The organism is Polynucleobacter sphagniphilus, from assembly GCF_029892205.1.
In the GTDB taxonomy this organism is placed as follows: domain Bacteria; phylum Pseudomonadota; class Gammaproteobacteria; order Burkholderiales; family Burkholderiaceae; genus Polynucleobacter; species Polynucleobacter sphagniphilus.
In genome coordinates this window covers 812830-828470 of sequence record NZ_JARXVX010000001.1, presented here as the reverse complement: position 1 = coordinate 828470, position 15641 = coordinate 812830, and the positions used below count along the sequence as shown (strand labels likewise).

General features: G+C 44.3%; 11 protein-coding genes, 1 tRNA gene and 1 pseudogene. 8 read left to right on the top strand and 5 right to left on the bottom strand.

Translation table 11 applies throughout. The features are described 5' to 3' along the window. Positions 1–542, bottom strand: a pseudogene (locus M2125_RS04340) (hypothetical protein); the annotation flags it as partial. A 342-nt stretch (positions 543–884) separates the two neighbouring features. Next, positions 885–971: transfer RNA gene (locus M2125_RS04335), tRNA-Leu, on the bottom strand. Positions 972–1118: 147 nt separating this feature from the next. On the opposite strand from M2125_RS04335, the gene rnr reads away from it, so the two are divergent. Next, the gene (rnr, locus tag M2125_RS04330) at positions 1119–3515 is read left to right on the top strand and encodes a ribonuclease R (protein WP_277541187.1); all 2397 of its coding nucleotides are present in this window, start codon (positions 1119–1121) and stop codon (positions 3513–3515) included. A 24-nt stretch (positions 3516–3539) separates the two neighbouring features. Continuing rightward, complete coding sequence (rlmB, locus tag M2125_RS04325; RefSeq protein WP_280742529.1) at positions 3540–4295, top strand: 23S rRNA (guanosine(2251)-2'-O)-methyltransferase RlmB; 756 nt, start codon at positions 3540–3542, stop codon at positions 4293–4295. A gap of 68 nt (positions 4296–4363) precedes the next feature. Here rlmB and tal read toward each other — a convergent pair whose 3' ends face one another. Then, entirely contained in the window at positions 4364–5311 is a 948-nt protein-coding gene (gene tal, locus M2125_RS04320; RefSeq protein ID WP_076024090.1) for a transaldolase, read from the bottom strand. A 93-nt stretch (positions 5312–5404) separates the two neighbouring features. On the opposite strand from tal, the gene rpiA reads away from it, so the two are divergent. Beyond that, entirely contained in the window at positions 5405–6115 is a 711-nt protein-coding gene (gene rpiA / locus M2125_RS04315; RefSeq protein ID WP_076024089.1) for a ribose-5-phosphate isomerase RpiA, read from the top strand. Between the two features lie 8 nt (positions 6116–6123). Here rpiA and M2125_RS04310 read toward each other — a convergent pair whose 3' ends face one another. Together M2125_RS04310 and argA are read right to left on the bottom strand one after the other, a co-directional pair. Then, on the bottom strand, positions 6124–6405 hold the full coding sequence (locus M2125_RS04310; RefSeq protein WP_277541179.1) for an oxidative damage protection protein: 282 nt from the start codon (positions 6403–6405) through the stop codon (positions 6124–6126). Between the two features lie 50 nt (positions 6406–6455). Further along, positions 6456–7820, bottom strand: a complete 1365-nt coding sequence (argA, locus tag M2125_RS04305; protein ID WP_076024088.1) for an amino-acid N-acetyltransferase — start codon at positions 7818–7820, stop codon at positions 6456–6458. 53 nt (positions 7821–7873) lie between these two features. Between argA and hrpA the strand changes: the two genes are divergently transcribed. From hrpA to M2125_RS04280, 5 genes are all read left to right on the top strand, one after another. Further along, a complete protein-coding gene (hrpA, locus tag M2125_RS04300; protein WP_425334234.1) occupies positions 7874–11896 on the top strand; it encodes an ATP-dependent RNA helicase HrpA in 4023 nt (1340 codons plus the stop codon). 75 nt (positions 11897–11971) lie between these two features. Continuing rightward, positions 11972–12976, top strand: a complete 1005-nt coding sequence (locus M2125_RS04295) for a YVTN family beta-propeller repeat protein (RefSeq protein ID WP_425334233.1) — start codon at positions 11972–11974, stop codon at positions 12974–12976. Then, a complete protein-coding gene (locus M2125_RS04290; RefSeq protein ID WP_280742527.1) occupies positions 12939–13766 on the top strand; it encodes a polysaccharide deacetylase family protein in 828 nt (275 codons plus the stop codon). The genes M2125_RS04295 and M2125_RS04290 overlap by 38 nt, the downstream gene beginning before the upstream one ends. A gap of 3 nt (positions 13767–13769) precedes the next feature. Next, positions 13770–14780, top strand: coding sequence for a sterol desaturase family protein (locus tag M2125_RS04285; RefSeq protein ID WP_280741547.1), 1011 nt, complete (start codon positions 13770–13772; stop codon positions 14778–14780). Beyond that, entirely contained in the window at positions 14780–15637 is an 858-nt protein-coding gene (locus M2125_RS04280) for an EI24 domain-containing protein (protein ID WP_076024286.1), read from the top strand. The genes M2125_RS04285 and M2125_RS04280 overlap by 1 nt, the downstream gene beginning before the upstream one ends. The last annotated feature ends 4 nt before the right edge of the window (positions 15638–15641 follow it).

Here is a 15641-nt window from a genome sequence, read left to right as displayed (position 1 = left end):
TACTGCTGGGCTAATTTTCCAAACAGTTCACCCTTGTTGATGCGATTAATGAGGTCAATAGCATCGGATTCATTGTTGACAACGATTTCGCTGATACGGTACTGATAGCCTGAGGCAGCATCACCGGTAAGCTTGCGCTGGCGGTCGTACTCTTGGCGCAGCTGGGTATCGGTAATAGGGGACTGCTTAAAGTGATCTTCTACTAAAGCCTGTATTAGGAGAGTTTGGCGCAGCTGCGTGTATTGGTCATCTAAGTCAATCCCTTTTTCAAGGTCCATGCGCTCAGCCTGCTGGGCTAAGAGCTCGCGATTGATGAGCTCATCTTTCAAGGCCTTTTGTAATTCAGGCGTATTTTTTTGACCTTGCGCTACAGCAGCTTTCACGTTCAGATCTAGCAAGCCCTTTGTCAGCATCGTGTTGTTCACGGTCGCAAAGAAGTTGATGTTTGAGGTGCTAGAGCTGCTAGATTCTGGGGCGGCAATGACGCTGTAGGAGTTGCTTAACAGGGTGGCGCAGACAAGACCAAAAAGATGTTTTTTCATGTGCCCATTATAGAGTTTGATATCAATCCGTTCTGCATTAGGGCGGCAATCTCAACCCCTGGCCAAGGCTTGTATCTCACAACAATTTGCCTGAAAAAATAACTCAACAAGACCGAACCATTAGGCCGTCTTTAAACTTCATGAATGAAAAAATTTTAAAAAAAATTGGCGGGCTTGAGATCTTGCAGGGACCACCGTGACTCCTAAGCAAATCTTAAAAAGGCGGGGTTGCATTCTAAGAAAGCACCCCCATATAGACTTTATGTAGTTTTATGTAGAATCGGCCAGTTTTCTTTATACTGACCATGTAATAACGGGCGTAGAGAGCCGTTAAACCTTGTTTGGTGCCCAGAAGAGGACTCGAACCTCCACAACCTTTCGATCGCCAGCACCTGAAGCTGGTGCGTCTACCAATTTCGCCATCTGGGCATTCCATCATTATAAGGGGTGGGGCGTTCCGATCTCTTTTTTATACCCTCAATTCGGCTTTTTCCCTTCAGACTCAACGGTTTGATACAGTAGCCTTAGTGAATAACAAAAATATGGATATAAGGCATGTATTGCCGAAGGAATTAAATGCGTAAAGCAAAAAGTTTGGTACCTCGTGAGGCTGACCGTTTAGGAACAGTTCAAGGCCACCGAGATGGATTTGGATTTGTCATTCCGGATGACGGCGGTGAGGATATCTTCCTTTCAGAAAAGGAAATGTCTCGAGTCATGCATGGCGACAAAGTAAATGTAAGGGTATTGGGTACTGATAGGCGTGGCAGGCCTGAAGGTCAGATTGTGGATGTGATCATTCATGCCAACAAGGTGGTAATTGGTCGTTTGCTGAATGAAAATGGTGTATTGATTGTTGCGCCAGAAGACAAACGCATTGGCCATGACATTTTGATACCGCCCAAAGCGCAAGGTAACGCAAAACTGGGTCAGGTTGTTAGTGCTGAAATCATTGACTATCCAGACAGCTATCGTCAAGCAGTGGGACGTGTAGTCGAAGTGCTTGGTGAAATTGATGATCCCGGCATGGAAATTGAAATTGCCGTACGTAAATATGGCGTTCCACACATCTTTTCTCCAGCTGCCATGAAGGAGGCTAATGCACTTCCGGACACTGTGCAGCAATCTGATTTAGAAGGTCGAGTAGATTTGCGAGACGTACCGCTCGTTACTATTGACGGTGCAGATGCACGAGATTTTGATGACGCCGTATATTGCGAGCCAGTCACGTATGGAAAATCAAAAGCATGGCGTTTAATTGTTGCGATTGCTGATGTGTCTCATTACGTTAAGCCTGGACACCCCCTCGATGACGAAGGCTTACTGCGAGCTACCTCAGTTTATTTTCCAAGGCGTGTGATCCCCATGCTGCCTGAAAAAATCTCCAATGGGCTTTGCTCTTTAAATCCTGGGGTGGATCGTCTCTGCATGGTTTGTGACTCAGTGGTTGATGGCAATGGAGTGGTTCTAGCTTATCAATTTTATCCAGCAGTGATGCATTCTGCCCAGCGCTTTACGTATGACACTGTTTGGGAGATTCTTTCAAACAGCAAGGGTCCTGAGGCGGCCCGTTTTGCAGAATTTAGACCGCTACTCACAAACTTATTTTCCCTGTATAAAATCTTACTTGAGGCCCGTCAAAAACGTGGCGCAATTGAGTTTGAGACTACTGAAACGCAAATCATTAGCAATGAGCTCGGTAAGATCTTAAGAATCGAACCACGCATTCGTAATGAAGCGCATCGTCTTATCGAAGAATGCATGCTTACTGCAAACGTTTGCGCTGCGGATTTTATTGCCAAGAATAAGCATCTCAGCCTTTATCGTGTTCATGGTGAACCCTCTGAGGAAAAATTAGTCACATTGCGTCAAGTTCTACGTACATCCGGACTATCCCTTGATGGTGGTGACAAGCCTAAACCTAGAGATTTTGCAAAATTAATGCGTGAAATTAAGGATAGGCCTGATGCAAATATGCTTCAGTCTGTTGTCCTACGGGCAATGCAGCAGGCAATGTATCAGCCAGACAATGAGGGGCACTTTGGTTTAGCCTATCCCGCTTACTCCCATTTCACTAGCCCTATAAGACGCTATCCTGACTTGCTTACCCATCGCGTCATTAAATCCATTCTGCAAAAAAAGCCCTATGTGCCAGTTTTACCTCCCAAGGTGCCACTGAATCTGACTTTACCTCGCAAAGGTAAGGGGCGAGAAAATGCTGTGAATGCCAAAAAATCACATACTGACCGCAAAGAGGCCGCTGCAAAAGGGGTTCGTTTACCAAAAGGGGCAAATGCTTCATTGCCGATTTGGGGTCAACTTGGTGTCCACTGCTCATCCAATGAACGTAGGGCGGATGAAGCATCGCGCGATGTAGAAGCTTGGCTTAAATGCTATTACATGCGCGATCATCTTGGTCAAGAATATTCTGGTACTGTCACTGGTGTAGCAACATTCGGTTTATTTGTGCAGCTAGAGAATCTTTTTGTAGAAGGAATGATTCACGTTACTGAATTAGGCGGTGATTATTTTCAATATGATGAAGCCCGCCAAGAGCTTCGTGGTGAGCGCACCGGCATTCGTTATCGCTTGGGTGATCGAGTTCATGTCTTGGTCAGTCGCGTCGATCTAGATGCCCGAAAAATTGAATTTAGTTTAGTCAAGTCGGTAGGTGCTGAGCCGGGGAGTAGCGCGGGAAGACGACAGCTTATTCTTGCTAGTGACCCCGCTCGGTCTAATAAAAAGCAAATACCAAAAAAAGGCCGAGTAACCAACAAAGAACCTCAAAAACATGGCGGCGTCAATGTAAATGCCGCTAAGTCAGCAGGTAATTTAGGTGCGACCCAATCGAAAGCTCGGGCTGGTAAAAAAACAAATAAAGCAGGTGGCAAGTTGATTAGCCCAAGTAGAACTCCGGGAAAGCCAGCCGGTTCTAAACCACCAGTTCGCAATACAAAAGCAAGACGTAAGTAACTATAGATTGGCGATGGGAAATTAATGAAGCAAATATTGGTAGGATTTCATGCAGTTCAAGCGCGCTTACGTGTTGATCCCGAAAGTCTTAAATCGGTGTATTTTGATCCGAGCCGCCGTGACAGGCGTATGGGAGATTTTTTAAAGCAGGCGGAAGAAACTTTAGGGGAAAGACTTCATGCTGCAGATGCCGAAAGACTGCATAAGTTAGCCGGTCATGATCGTCATCAGGGTGTTGTCGCTTTGGCAGAAAAAATGACTATTGCGCGCACTATTACCGAGGTAATTGAGGATGTGGAAGGTGCAAAGGAAAAGCCTTTATTCCTTATTTTGGATGGTGTAACCGATCCCCATAACTTTGGCGCCTGTTTAAGAGTTGCCGATGGTGCTGGTGTGAACGCGGTAGTGATCCCCAAAGACCGTTCAGCTTCAATCAATGCTACAGTGAGTAAAGTATCTAGCGGCGCCTCTGAAGTGATGCCAGTTATCACAGTGACCAATCTGGTTCGCAGCATGAAAGAGATGCAAGAGTCGGGTGTGTGGATTATCGGCACAGATGATGGGGCTGAGAAATCCATTTACGACATTGACCTGACGGGTTCAATTGCCATCGTGATGGGTGCGGAAGGTGAGGGTATGCGTCGCTTGACTAAAGAAACCTGTGATGAGCTTGTCCACATACCGATGCAAGGCGTGGTCTCCAGCTTAAATGTTTCAGTAGCAAGCGGCGTTTGCTTGTATGAGGCATTAAGGCAGCGTTTAGCAAAGCCAGCAAAGTGATCTGCACATAATTTCCTTCAACTAAGTCAGTCTGATGCAATGCATTAAAAGAGGGCTGTTGCCCTTTTTTATTGCCCTAGAAAAGCTTTTAGTTTTTCTGTATCAACACAAAAATTACGGATTCCTTCCGCTAATTTTTCTGTTGCCATTGCATCATTATTTAACTGTAGTCGAAAGGAAGATTCATCCAACTGAAGGGGGATTAAATTGCTAATTGATTTATTTGCATCCAACTTTCTTAAAACTGTTTGATCACTTGCAGATAGCTCTTCCAAAAGCTCCGGACTGATTGTGAGTAAATCGCAGCCTGCCAATTCCAGGATTTGACTGGTATTTCGAAAACTCGCCCCCATAATTTCAGTTTGAATACCAAAGTGCTTGTAGTAATGAAAAATATTTTTAACAGAAATTACTCCAGGATCATTGGCCCCGCCATTGTTGACATCACTCCAATTGCTTCCTAATTTAGATTTATGCCAATCGGTAATACGCCCAACAAACGGAGAGATTAGTTTTGCATTAACGGCCCCACAAGCTGCAGCCTGTACGAGTGAAAAGAGCAGCGTCATATTGCAATGAATACCCGATATTTCAAGTTCTTTTGCGGCTTGTATACCTTCCCAGGTGCCGGCAAGTTTAATGAGTACACGTTTTCGATCAATTCCATTGGCTTCGTAAAGGCTAATGAGATGTTTTGCTTTTTTAACTGTAGCTTTGGTGTCAAATGATAGGCGGGCATCTACCTCAGTGGAGACGCGTCCGGGTACGATGTTGAGGATTTCCATTCCAAAGGCTACTAAAATATGGTCTACCAGATCAACAGGGCTAAATCCAGAGTGCTCCCTTTTGACTCTTAAAACTAAATTTTGATAGTTTGCCTGCAGGACCGCCTTCAATATCAAAGAGGGGTTTGTGGTTGCATCTTGAGGCTTGTAGGCCTCCATTCGTTCAAAGTCACCAGTATCGGCAACAACGGTTGTGAAGGCTTTTAATTGGCTCAGTGCGCTATTAGTCATATCTATTGAATTGCTCTAAAAGTGATGTATCTTGCAATATCATATGATAGTTAATCTAAGCCGAATTCTTTTGGAAATGTACTGGGAAAAAATATGAATCAGGATCAGCTCAAGTTGCTGGTAGGGCAGGCGGCTTGCGAGGAAGTACTACGTCTCCCAAGGGGTCAAATCCTAGGCATTGGAACTGGTTCAACAGCCAACTGCTTTATTGATGCTTTGGCCCCCTACAAGGATCACTTTGCTGGAACAGTTTCTAGCTCCAATGCCACTACTGGACGACTTTTAAAACATGGCTTCAAGGTACTTGATCCAAATGAGGTATCAACCTTACCGGCATATGTTGATGGTGCCGATGAAATTGACGGCAGCGGAAACATGATTAAGGGTGGAGGTGGCGCCCTGACACGTGAAAAGATTATTGCTTCAATGGCTCAGCAATTTATTTGCATCTGTGATTCTTCTAAACAAGTTGAGTCGCTTGGAGGCTTTGCCTTGCCTGTTGAAGTTATTCCACTTGCAAAAGGGGCGGTTCAGCGCGAATTAGAAAAATTAGGTGGAACTGTCAGTTTGCGACTTGCAAAAGCAACTCGCGAAGATTTAGATCAAACCCCAAGCGCACCGTTCGTTACCGATAATGGTGGCTGGATATTGGATATCTCCGGATTGAAAATCACCAATCCACTCAAGCTTGAATCTGAAATTAATCAGATTGCTGGGGTCATTACTGTGGGATTATTTGCTAAAGAAAAGGCTGATATATTACTTGTCAGCAATGAGTCAGGCGTTAGCCGCCTGACTTTTTAAGGCATTGATCAATCTGGAAGTTCTGTTGGCGGTACGTAACCTTGCGCCATGTCTGCGCCGCCTTCAAAAAAATACTTTTCCACTTGCTTTAACAAATATTGACGCGCACGAGGGTCGGCCATATTGAGTCGGTTTTCATTGATAAGCATTGTTTGGTGTTTTAACCAGCCGGCCCAAGCCTCCTTGGATACCTGATTCCAGATTTTCTTGCCTAACTCGCCAGGCAAAGGAGCAAAATCTAATCCTTCGCCCTCTTTATTGAGTTTGATGCATTGAACTGTGCGTGCCATTTTTGAAAGCCTTTCAAATTGCCTAATTTATTAGTGGGAACCTTGAGATTTTATAGGTCTTTTGTAAGAACCATTGATTTACGATCCCAGTTATAAATCTGTTTTCTTTCTTCTGGCAAATCATCCACTGATGCACGTTTAAAGCCACGCTTTAAAAACCAATGCTCGGTTCGGGTTGTGAGAACAAAGAGGCTCTTAATACCCTCTTGTTTGGCCCTCATTTCAATGCGCTTTAATAAGCGCTCTCCATCTCCTGAACCTTGAACATCTGGATCAACGGCGAGGCATGCAAGTTCACCAACCCCATTGGGGAATGGAAAAAGAGCTGCACAACCGAATAAAACCCGATCATGTTCAATGACAGAAAAGCGGTGAATATCACGCTCAATAACGTCTTGCCCGCGTGCCGCCAAAATTCCCTCTTCCTCTAGAGGCATCGTTAGCTGCAAAATACCGCCAACGTCATCTTGATTGGCTTCACGCAGATTTTCAATATCAGATGAGGCCAACATCATGCCAATACCATCATGAGTAAACAATTCTTCGAGCAGTGCACCATCTTGATTTGCTGGCAAGAAGTGGACACGACTCACCCCGGCGCGGATGGCACGACTGGATATATTGAGTAAGCTCTTCATACCAAAGTCAATATCTTTGTGCGCAGAAATATATTCTTGCAGCTGCGGTAAAGAAAGCTCGGTAATGTAATTGCCTTCATCATCTTTAAGGCCGCTATAGGGACTTAGAAAAATCAATTTATCGGCTTTTAAAGCAGCAGCAGCAGATGCAGCAACATCTTCATATGCCAGATTAAAGGCTTGTCCAGTAGGGGAGAAGCCCAAAGGGGATAACAAGACGATTTTGTTGCTATCTAGTGAAAGCTTAATTGAGGTCGAGTCCACTTTTCTAACCAAGCCGGTATGGATGTAATCAACCCCCTCTACTACGCCAACTGGCATGGCTGTAATGAAATTGCCTGAGATAACTGATATACGAGAACCGGCCATAGGGGTGTTTGGTAAGCCGCGACTAAATGCCGCCTCAATATCGAGGCGAAGTTCGCCAGCGGCCTCCTTAACACACTCTAGAGCAGCAGCATCAGTAATTCGATAGCTATGAAGGGCACTTTTGCCAAACTTGCTTGTAATATTCCTCAGCATGAGCTGTTCTTCAATTTGCGGGCGGATTCCATGAACTAAGACGATGCGCATCCCCATCGCATGGAGCATGGCAATATCTTCAATCAGATTTTCCAATCCAATCTCTTGGGCCAATTCGCCTGCAAATGCAATGACAAAGGTCTTTTCCCGAAAACTATGTATATATGGGGCAACATCGCGCAACCAACCCACAAACGGGAAGTTTGAGCTCGATTCGGGGCTATTGTCTGGTGTGTTTGGCGCGTTTGTAGGCATAGTGAGAAAATTATAGGGTGCATAAGCCTATAAACCAACAAAAACCCGATGCGATGCCAGTTATCGTGCCTCCATCCAACACCTCACGCAGCTTGTCTATTCGCTTTCCAGAGGAGTTGCCTGTCTCTGGTCAGCGTCAAATCATTCAAGATGCGCTTACAAACCATCAAGTGGTAATCATTTGCGGTGAAACTGGTTCAGGCAAAACGACTCAATTACCTAAAATTTGTCTAGATTTAGGCAGGGGTACTGTAAATGGTGGGAAGTTAATAGGCCATACCCAACCTCGCCGCATAGCCGCAACCACTACAGCAAAAAGGATTGCTCAAGAGCTTGGAAGCCCTATTGGGGTGGATGTTGGTTATCAGGTTCGATTTTCAGATAAAACCAGTCAGAGCGCATCGATAAAGTTGATGACCGATGGCATCTTGCTTGCGGAAACGCAAAGAGACTCCTATCTGCGCTCCTATGACACCCTAATCATTGATGAGGCACATGAACGAAGTTTAAATATTGATTTCTTATTGGGTTATCTAAGTCAGTTATTACCAAAGAGGCCTGATCTTAAATTAATCATCACTTCAGCAACAATAGATGCTAAGAGATTTTCTGAGCATTTTTCAGTAAATGGCAAGCTTGCGCCAGTAATCGAAGTCAGTGGACGGCTATTTCCCGTTGAGCAACGCTATGAACCTTTGGAGCCCGACTCTAAGCTGGAGGATAAAAAATTTGCCAAAGAGGCTAAAGAAATACCGGAGGGTGTCACTAATGCAATCGCAAAAATTTGGGGTGAAGGAGCCAGCGGCTCTGGCGATGTTTTAGTCTTTTTGCCTGGAGAGCGTGAGATAAGGGATTGTGCCGAAGCATTACGTAAAGATCATGTTTTGCAACAACGCTTTCATCCAGAAATATTAAGTCTTTTTGCCCGTCAGTCGGTTGCTGAGCAAGAGCGTGTTTTTACCCCAGGAAATGGTCGTCGCATCATATTGACAACCAATGTTGCAGAAACATCATTGACCGTACCAAATATTCGTTATGTGATTGATAGCGGACTTGCAAGGGTAAAGCGCTACTCTTATCGTAATAAGGTAGAGCAACTTCAAGTGGAGCCAATTTCTCAGGCTGCAGCCAACCAAAGGGCTGGTCGATGTGGTCGTGTATCGGATGGTATTTGTATACGCCTGTATAGCGAACAAGATTATTTGGCACGCCCTAAGTTCACTGACCCAGAAATTCTGCGAAGTTCGCTTGCAGCGGTGATATTGAGAATGACCTCTCTTAAGTTAGCGAGAGTTCAAGATTTTCCGTTTATTGACAAACCATTAGGCAGGGCAATTACGGACGGCGTTCAACTCCTGGACGAATTAGGAGCAATCGATTTTGAAAATAGCAAGCTGGAGGATGCCTCTGATTCATCCGGCCAATTTACATTATCAGCAATTGGTAGGCAGTTGGCGGATTTGCCTCTGGATCCGCGTATCGGCAGAATGCTTTTAGCTGCTAGAGAGAACAATGCTTTGAGGGAGGTTGTCATCATTGCTTCGGCATTGGCGACCCAGGATCCACGAGAAAGACCAATCGATCAAGCGGGGGCAGCCGATCAAGCTCACTTACAATTTGCCGATGAGCGCTCTGAATTTCTCAGTTTTATTAAACTCTGGGATTGGTATCAAGATGCTTTAAAGCATAAGAATAGCAATCGTCAACTCGAATCTTTGTGCAGAAGTAAATTTCTTTCGCCTCGCCGCATGCGTGAGTGGCGCGATATTCATGGTCAATTGCACGCAATGCTTGGAGAGAAGGGGTGGAAAGAAAATCAATTACCAGCCACTTATGAGCAAGTTCATATCTCCTTGCTTACTGGCTTACTTGGCTATGTAGCAAAAAAAGAAGAGGATGAAAAATCCCAAGAGCGAGGAAGTAAAACAGGTAACTATATTGGAGCACGTGGAATTCGTCCATTTATTTGGCCAGGCTCAACCTTGGGTAAAAAGGCTGGCGCCTGGATTATGGCCGCGGAATTGCAGGAAACCAATCGGATGTATGCTCGGACCATTGCAAAAATTGAACCCCAATGGATTGAACGAGTAGCAGGACACCGCTTAATTAAATCTTTGAGTGACCCCTTTTGGGATAATCGCCAAGGTGAGGTCATGGCATTTGAGCGGGCTACCTTGTATGGATTGCCGATTTATCACGGTCGCAAAGTTCGATATGAAAAATATGACCCCAAGTTGGCCAGAGAGTTATTTATAAGACAAGCGCTCGTCCAACAAGAACTATTTGGGCGCATGGATAGCCCTGGACTTGCTCGCGAAACTGAATCTGATGCTCGTAAGAAATATCCTGAATTTGATTTCTTCTGGCATAACCGACGTCTAGCTAAAGAGATTGAAGCTTTGGAACACCGTTCTCGACGCCCGGATGTTCTGGTCGACGATGAATTGCTCTATGTCTTTTATAACGCACGCCTTCCCCAGGAGATTCTTAATCGTAAAGACTTACAAGAGTACTTAAGAAAAAAACAGGGCGATGAATCAACCAACCTTGATCAGCTTTTACGACTATCTAAAAATGATTTGATGCGGCATGAGGCAGCAGGCATCACGATTGATCGCTATCCTAAAAAAATGAATGTAGGTGGCATGGATTTGGCATTGACGTATCACTTTGAACCTGGCAGTCCAAAAGACGGCGTCACCTTGGTCGTACCCTTAAGCTCTCTTAATCAGGTGGATGGCCGCAGATGCGAATGGCTGGTGCCGGGGATGTGTGAAGAAAAAACGTTATTGCTCCTAAAGTCCTTGCCACAAAAATTACGTCGTCACTGCGTTCCATTGCCAGATTATGCAAAGTCATTTTTAGAGCGCTCTTTAGAATCGAATCGATTTGGAGTGGGTGATTATTTAGATAGCTTGATAAGCGATATTCGCAAAGAGCGCGGGCTGGAAATTAAGCGCACTGATTTCAGGATGGAGTCTCTTCCGGCACATACATCAATGAACTTTAGATTAATTGATGAGCATGGTCGTCAACTGGATGTTGAGCGAAATATTGCACGCCTTCGTGCTCAGTATAGTGAAAGTGCCCGTCATGCTTTTCAAGCAATAGCTCAGGATGTTGTTGAAACTGAGTTAGGGATAAGATCACCGTCGTCCAATGTTGCTCAATCAAGCAAATCCAGCTCGGCAGCCATCAGGCAAGTTGAGCAGGGGGGCTACCGAACATGGGAATTTGGAGGGCTACCAGAGACTCTTGAAATTCAAAAAGGATCCAAAACTTTGTTCGGTTATCCGGCGCTTGTTGACCGTGGAGAGTATTGTGATTTAGAGGTTTTCGATGATATACAAGAGGCTCGTAAATTTCATTGGCAGGGAATAAGGAAATTATTTAGCTTAGCCAATCGAGAAACTCTGAAATCTTTGCAAAAGCAGTTACCTGGAATTCGTGAAATTGGCTTGCTCTTCATCCATATTGGCGCCATTGATGATCTAACCGAGCAAATATTGAATCTCGCTATAGAGCGCGCCTTCATGATTGACCCCTTGCCAATCAACGCAGCGCAATTTACGGAGCGCATGCAGGCCGGCAAACCAAGGCTCGCATTAATCGCCCAAGAAATTGCAAGGCACTCCCTATCTGCATTACAGGCTTATGCAGATTTGCAGAAGAAATTAGCGCAAGCTAAGGCAGTCTCTCCAAGTGCCCATGTTGATATTCAGGGTCAAATTGCCGGTCTTATCTTCCCCAAATTTGTGTTAGATATCCCATATGCTCAATTAGTGCATTTGCCCAGATATCTGAAGGCAATCGCCATGCGGATTGATAAAATGCGTTTAAATCCGCCTCGTGATGCTCAGTGCCAAAGGGATTGGGAATCGGTTGCTCGGCCTTGGCAAAAGCTTATACAGGGTTTAAAAGGAGCTGGATCCTATGCTGCTGGTGAGGATCCAGCTTTGCAAGATTTTCGCTGGCAATTGGAGGAATTAAGGGTTGCGCTCTATGCCCAGGAGCTTAAAACCCCAAGCCCTATGTCTGTAAAGCGTCTTGAAAAGGTTTTATCAAGCTTCCGCTAGATCAAACAATGGCATAGAACAGGGCTGTTTTATGCCTTTAATGCTTACAATATGCGTATGTATACGATTTCCCAAATGAAGCGCATTTTTAGTAATTTTTTGATCGCATTAGTGGCACCCTTAATTGGCGTTGCGATTGTTCATGCACAGGCACCAATGAGCTCGACGATTGAGCCAAAAGTTGCTGTAGTACTCAATTCAGGGGATGCCAGTGTTAGCTTGATCGATATGCCAAGCCGGGAAGTGGTTAAAACAATCCCCGTTGGTAAAGAACCCCATCATTTGATGATGACCCCAGATCAGAAAACATTGCTGATAGCCAATGCTGCAGGTAATGATGTTGTTTTAATGAACCCTGTAAGCGGCGAACTGACTGGGCGTATACCAAATATTATCGATCCATATCAGGTTGGCTATTCACCAAATCACAAGTGGTTTTTAGCAAACGGCAATCGTCTCAATCGTGTAGATATTTATGCTGCTGATGGAACCAACTTGAAGCTGGCTAAATCCATCAAACTCGGAAAGACTCCTAGTCACATTGCATTTACTTCCGACAGCAAACTTGGCTTTGTCACACTTCAGGATTCTAGTGAATTGGCTGCAATTGATCTAGAGACCCAAACTGTTGTCTGGAAAATCCCAACGGGCCATGTACCTGCCGGTCTATGGATGACTCCAGGCGATCAGTATTTGCTCATCGGTATTACTGGCGAAGACAATGTCCAAGTGATTGATTGGAAAAATCAAAAGGAAGTAAAGCGAATTTTTACTGGCAAAGGAGCCCATAACTTTCGACCACTTGGAGATAAAAAACATGTCTTTGTTGGTAATCGTATAGCATCGACGATTAGCTTAATTAATATGCAAACACTTCAAAAAGAAGCTGAGATCACAGGCCTTCCTGCCGGGCCCGATGACATGGAAATTACTCCGGATGGAAAAACGATGTGGGTAACATTTCGTTTTGCCAAAAAAGTTGGTGTGATTGATATTCCTTCAATGAAATTAATCTCAACCATACCGGTTGGGCGCTCTCCTCATGGCATCTTCTTTTATCCACGAGCCTCATGGGAGTAGGTTGCATATGATTAGGAGACACATTGCTTTCCTCATCGCAACGGGCATTTTATTTATAAGCTGGAGTTCAAGCGCCTTATCTCAAAATGGAGGGTGCTCTAAAACGGTATACCTAACATTTGATACTGGCAATATGTCCGTTGCACAAACGGTTGCCGATATTTTGAATCGCCAAAAAGTGAGGGCCACCTTTTTTTTGGCAAATGAAAAAACATTCCGAGGTGATTATGCCCTTGATGATTCCTGGAAAACCTATTGGCAGGAGCGCGTTCGAGAGGGGCATCACTTTGGGAGTCATACATTCGATCATGATTATTTTGTAAAAAATGGCCCATCAAATCAAGTATTTATAAAACCTCAGTTTGGTCCAAAAGCAGGCATGACAGTACTTGAAAATGAGGCAACATTTTGTAGGCAGATTAGAAAAGTGGATGAACGCTTTATTCAGTTGACGGGGCAGCCTATTCAGAAAATCTGGCGCGCTCCAGGGGGTAAAACATCCCCTCGCTTAATTAACATGGGTAACGAATGCGGCTATCACCATACCTCCTGGACTTCAGCAGGTTTTCTCGGTGATGAATTAAATTCCAAAACCTATCCCAATGCGCTCTTGTTAGAAAAGGCAAGTAGGGAAATACAAGATGGCGACATCACCATGGCTCATTTAGGCATTTGGTCAAGAAAGGACCCTTGGGCTCCTGAAGTGCTTGAGCCACTCATTGTGAATCTGAAAAGCCGTGGCTTTTGTTTTGCCACTTTACCAAAGACTGGCACCCCTGAAGCCCACTAATTTATGACTTTAAATACAGTCTCCTCGTTTTTTGGTCTACTCTATGGAAGTATTCAGGAGTTTATTTTTACCAATCTCGCTGGACCTATTTTGTATCGTCTTGACTTAATGAGCTGGGCAGAAGATGTATATGACGGCATTGACTGGTTTTTATTTGGCTGTATCCAAATTTTATTGATTGTTTTGGTTCTCAGAACATGGGAGCGTCTACAACCAGCAGAAAGCCAGGCGAGATTTTCTAAGGCCAGCATATCCGATGTTATCTACACACTTTTTCATCGTCTTGGCATATTTCACGGTTTAATATTTATATGTCTATCGGGCTTCTTTTTTGAATTAGATTCTTTCTTGCATGATTTCCGCTTTGATAGACTTAATGTTGAGGGATGGTGGCCTGGAATCACCTCCGTTCCTTGGATTAGCTTTTTAATCTATCTCATCCTGCTCGATTTTGTTGATTATATTTATCACCGAGCATCACATCATTTCAATTGGTGGTGGCAGCTGCATGCATTGCACCATAGTCAAAGGGTAATGACGGCCTGGTCAGATAATCGCAATCACATTCTTGATGATATTTTACGCGCGCTTGTTTTTGCTTTCTTTGCGCTTTTAATCGGCGTCACACCGAGTCAGTTTATATTTCTGGTCGTTCTTAGCCAGTTTATCCAAAGCTGGCAGCATGCCAATATTCGAGTCGATCTGGGATGGGCCAAATATTTACTCGTCTCCCCAATCTTTCATCGCATGCATCATGCTGTAGGTTATGGATATGAAGCTGCTGGTAAACCGGGAGTCCTCGGAGGATGTAATTTTGGTGTTTTATTTCCCTGGTGGGATATGATTTTTAGCACAGCAATTTTTACTACAGAGGCTTGCCCTACTGGGGTTGAAGATCTGCAGCTTTCCGACAATCTTCTGCTCCAGCAATGGCAGACTCTCTGTAATGCCATGCAAAAATTAAAGAACTCCCCAGTCTTTAGTTATAGCAAAGATCATGAAATATCTAAGTGATGAAAAGTTTTAATCGACTTATCAAATCTTTTGGCTTGGCCCTCATCGGCATGATGAGTCCTCGCATAATTTGGCTCAGTTTTAGACCCTTTATTATTGTTTCAATTGCTTGGGGGTGTTTAATCTGGCTTTGTTGGTCTCCCGCATTAGAGATCCTCAGTGCATTTCTCACCAATTCTCTATTTTCTGGTTGGATACAGGAAGGGTTAATTTGGACGGGATTTGATCAGGCACGGGCCTGGATAGCCCCTTTATTTTTTGTCATGCTCATAATTCCTTTGATAGCGATTAGCTTATTAGTCCTTATCGCATTTACAACAGCCCCCTCAATTATCCGAATGATTACGCGCCAAGCAGCATATAGTGATCTTGCATATCTTCATGGCGGCAACCTGATCCACGGTATTTTGTATGCCGTTTGGTCTACATGCATTTGCATTATTGTTACTTTGGTGACTTTGCCTGTGTGGTGGTTGCCACCCTTGGTCGCTGTATTGCCTCCATTGTTATGGGGCTGGCTCACTATGCGATTGATGTCTTATGACGTTCTCGCAAGCCATGCCAGTAAGAATGAACGAGATTTATTGCTACTTCAATACCGTTGGCCATTGCTCTTTATTGGGGTTGCTAGTGGCATGTTGAGTGCTATTCCCACATTCTTCTGGGCTACGTCTGCTTTCGCTTTGATCCTGTTTCCAGTGTTTAGTTTTATGGCACTTTGGATTTACTCTTTGATATTTGTTTTTTCTGCGCTTTGGTTTGCGCACTTCCTATTAGATAGCCTCAAAGAAATGCGTAATGAAAACTTGGATCGCTCTTTGAGAGCTAATATTGGAGTTATTGATGCGGAGCTTTGAAAAT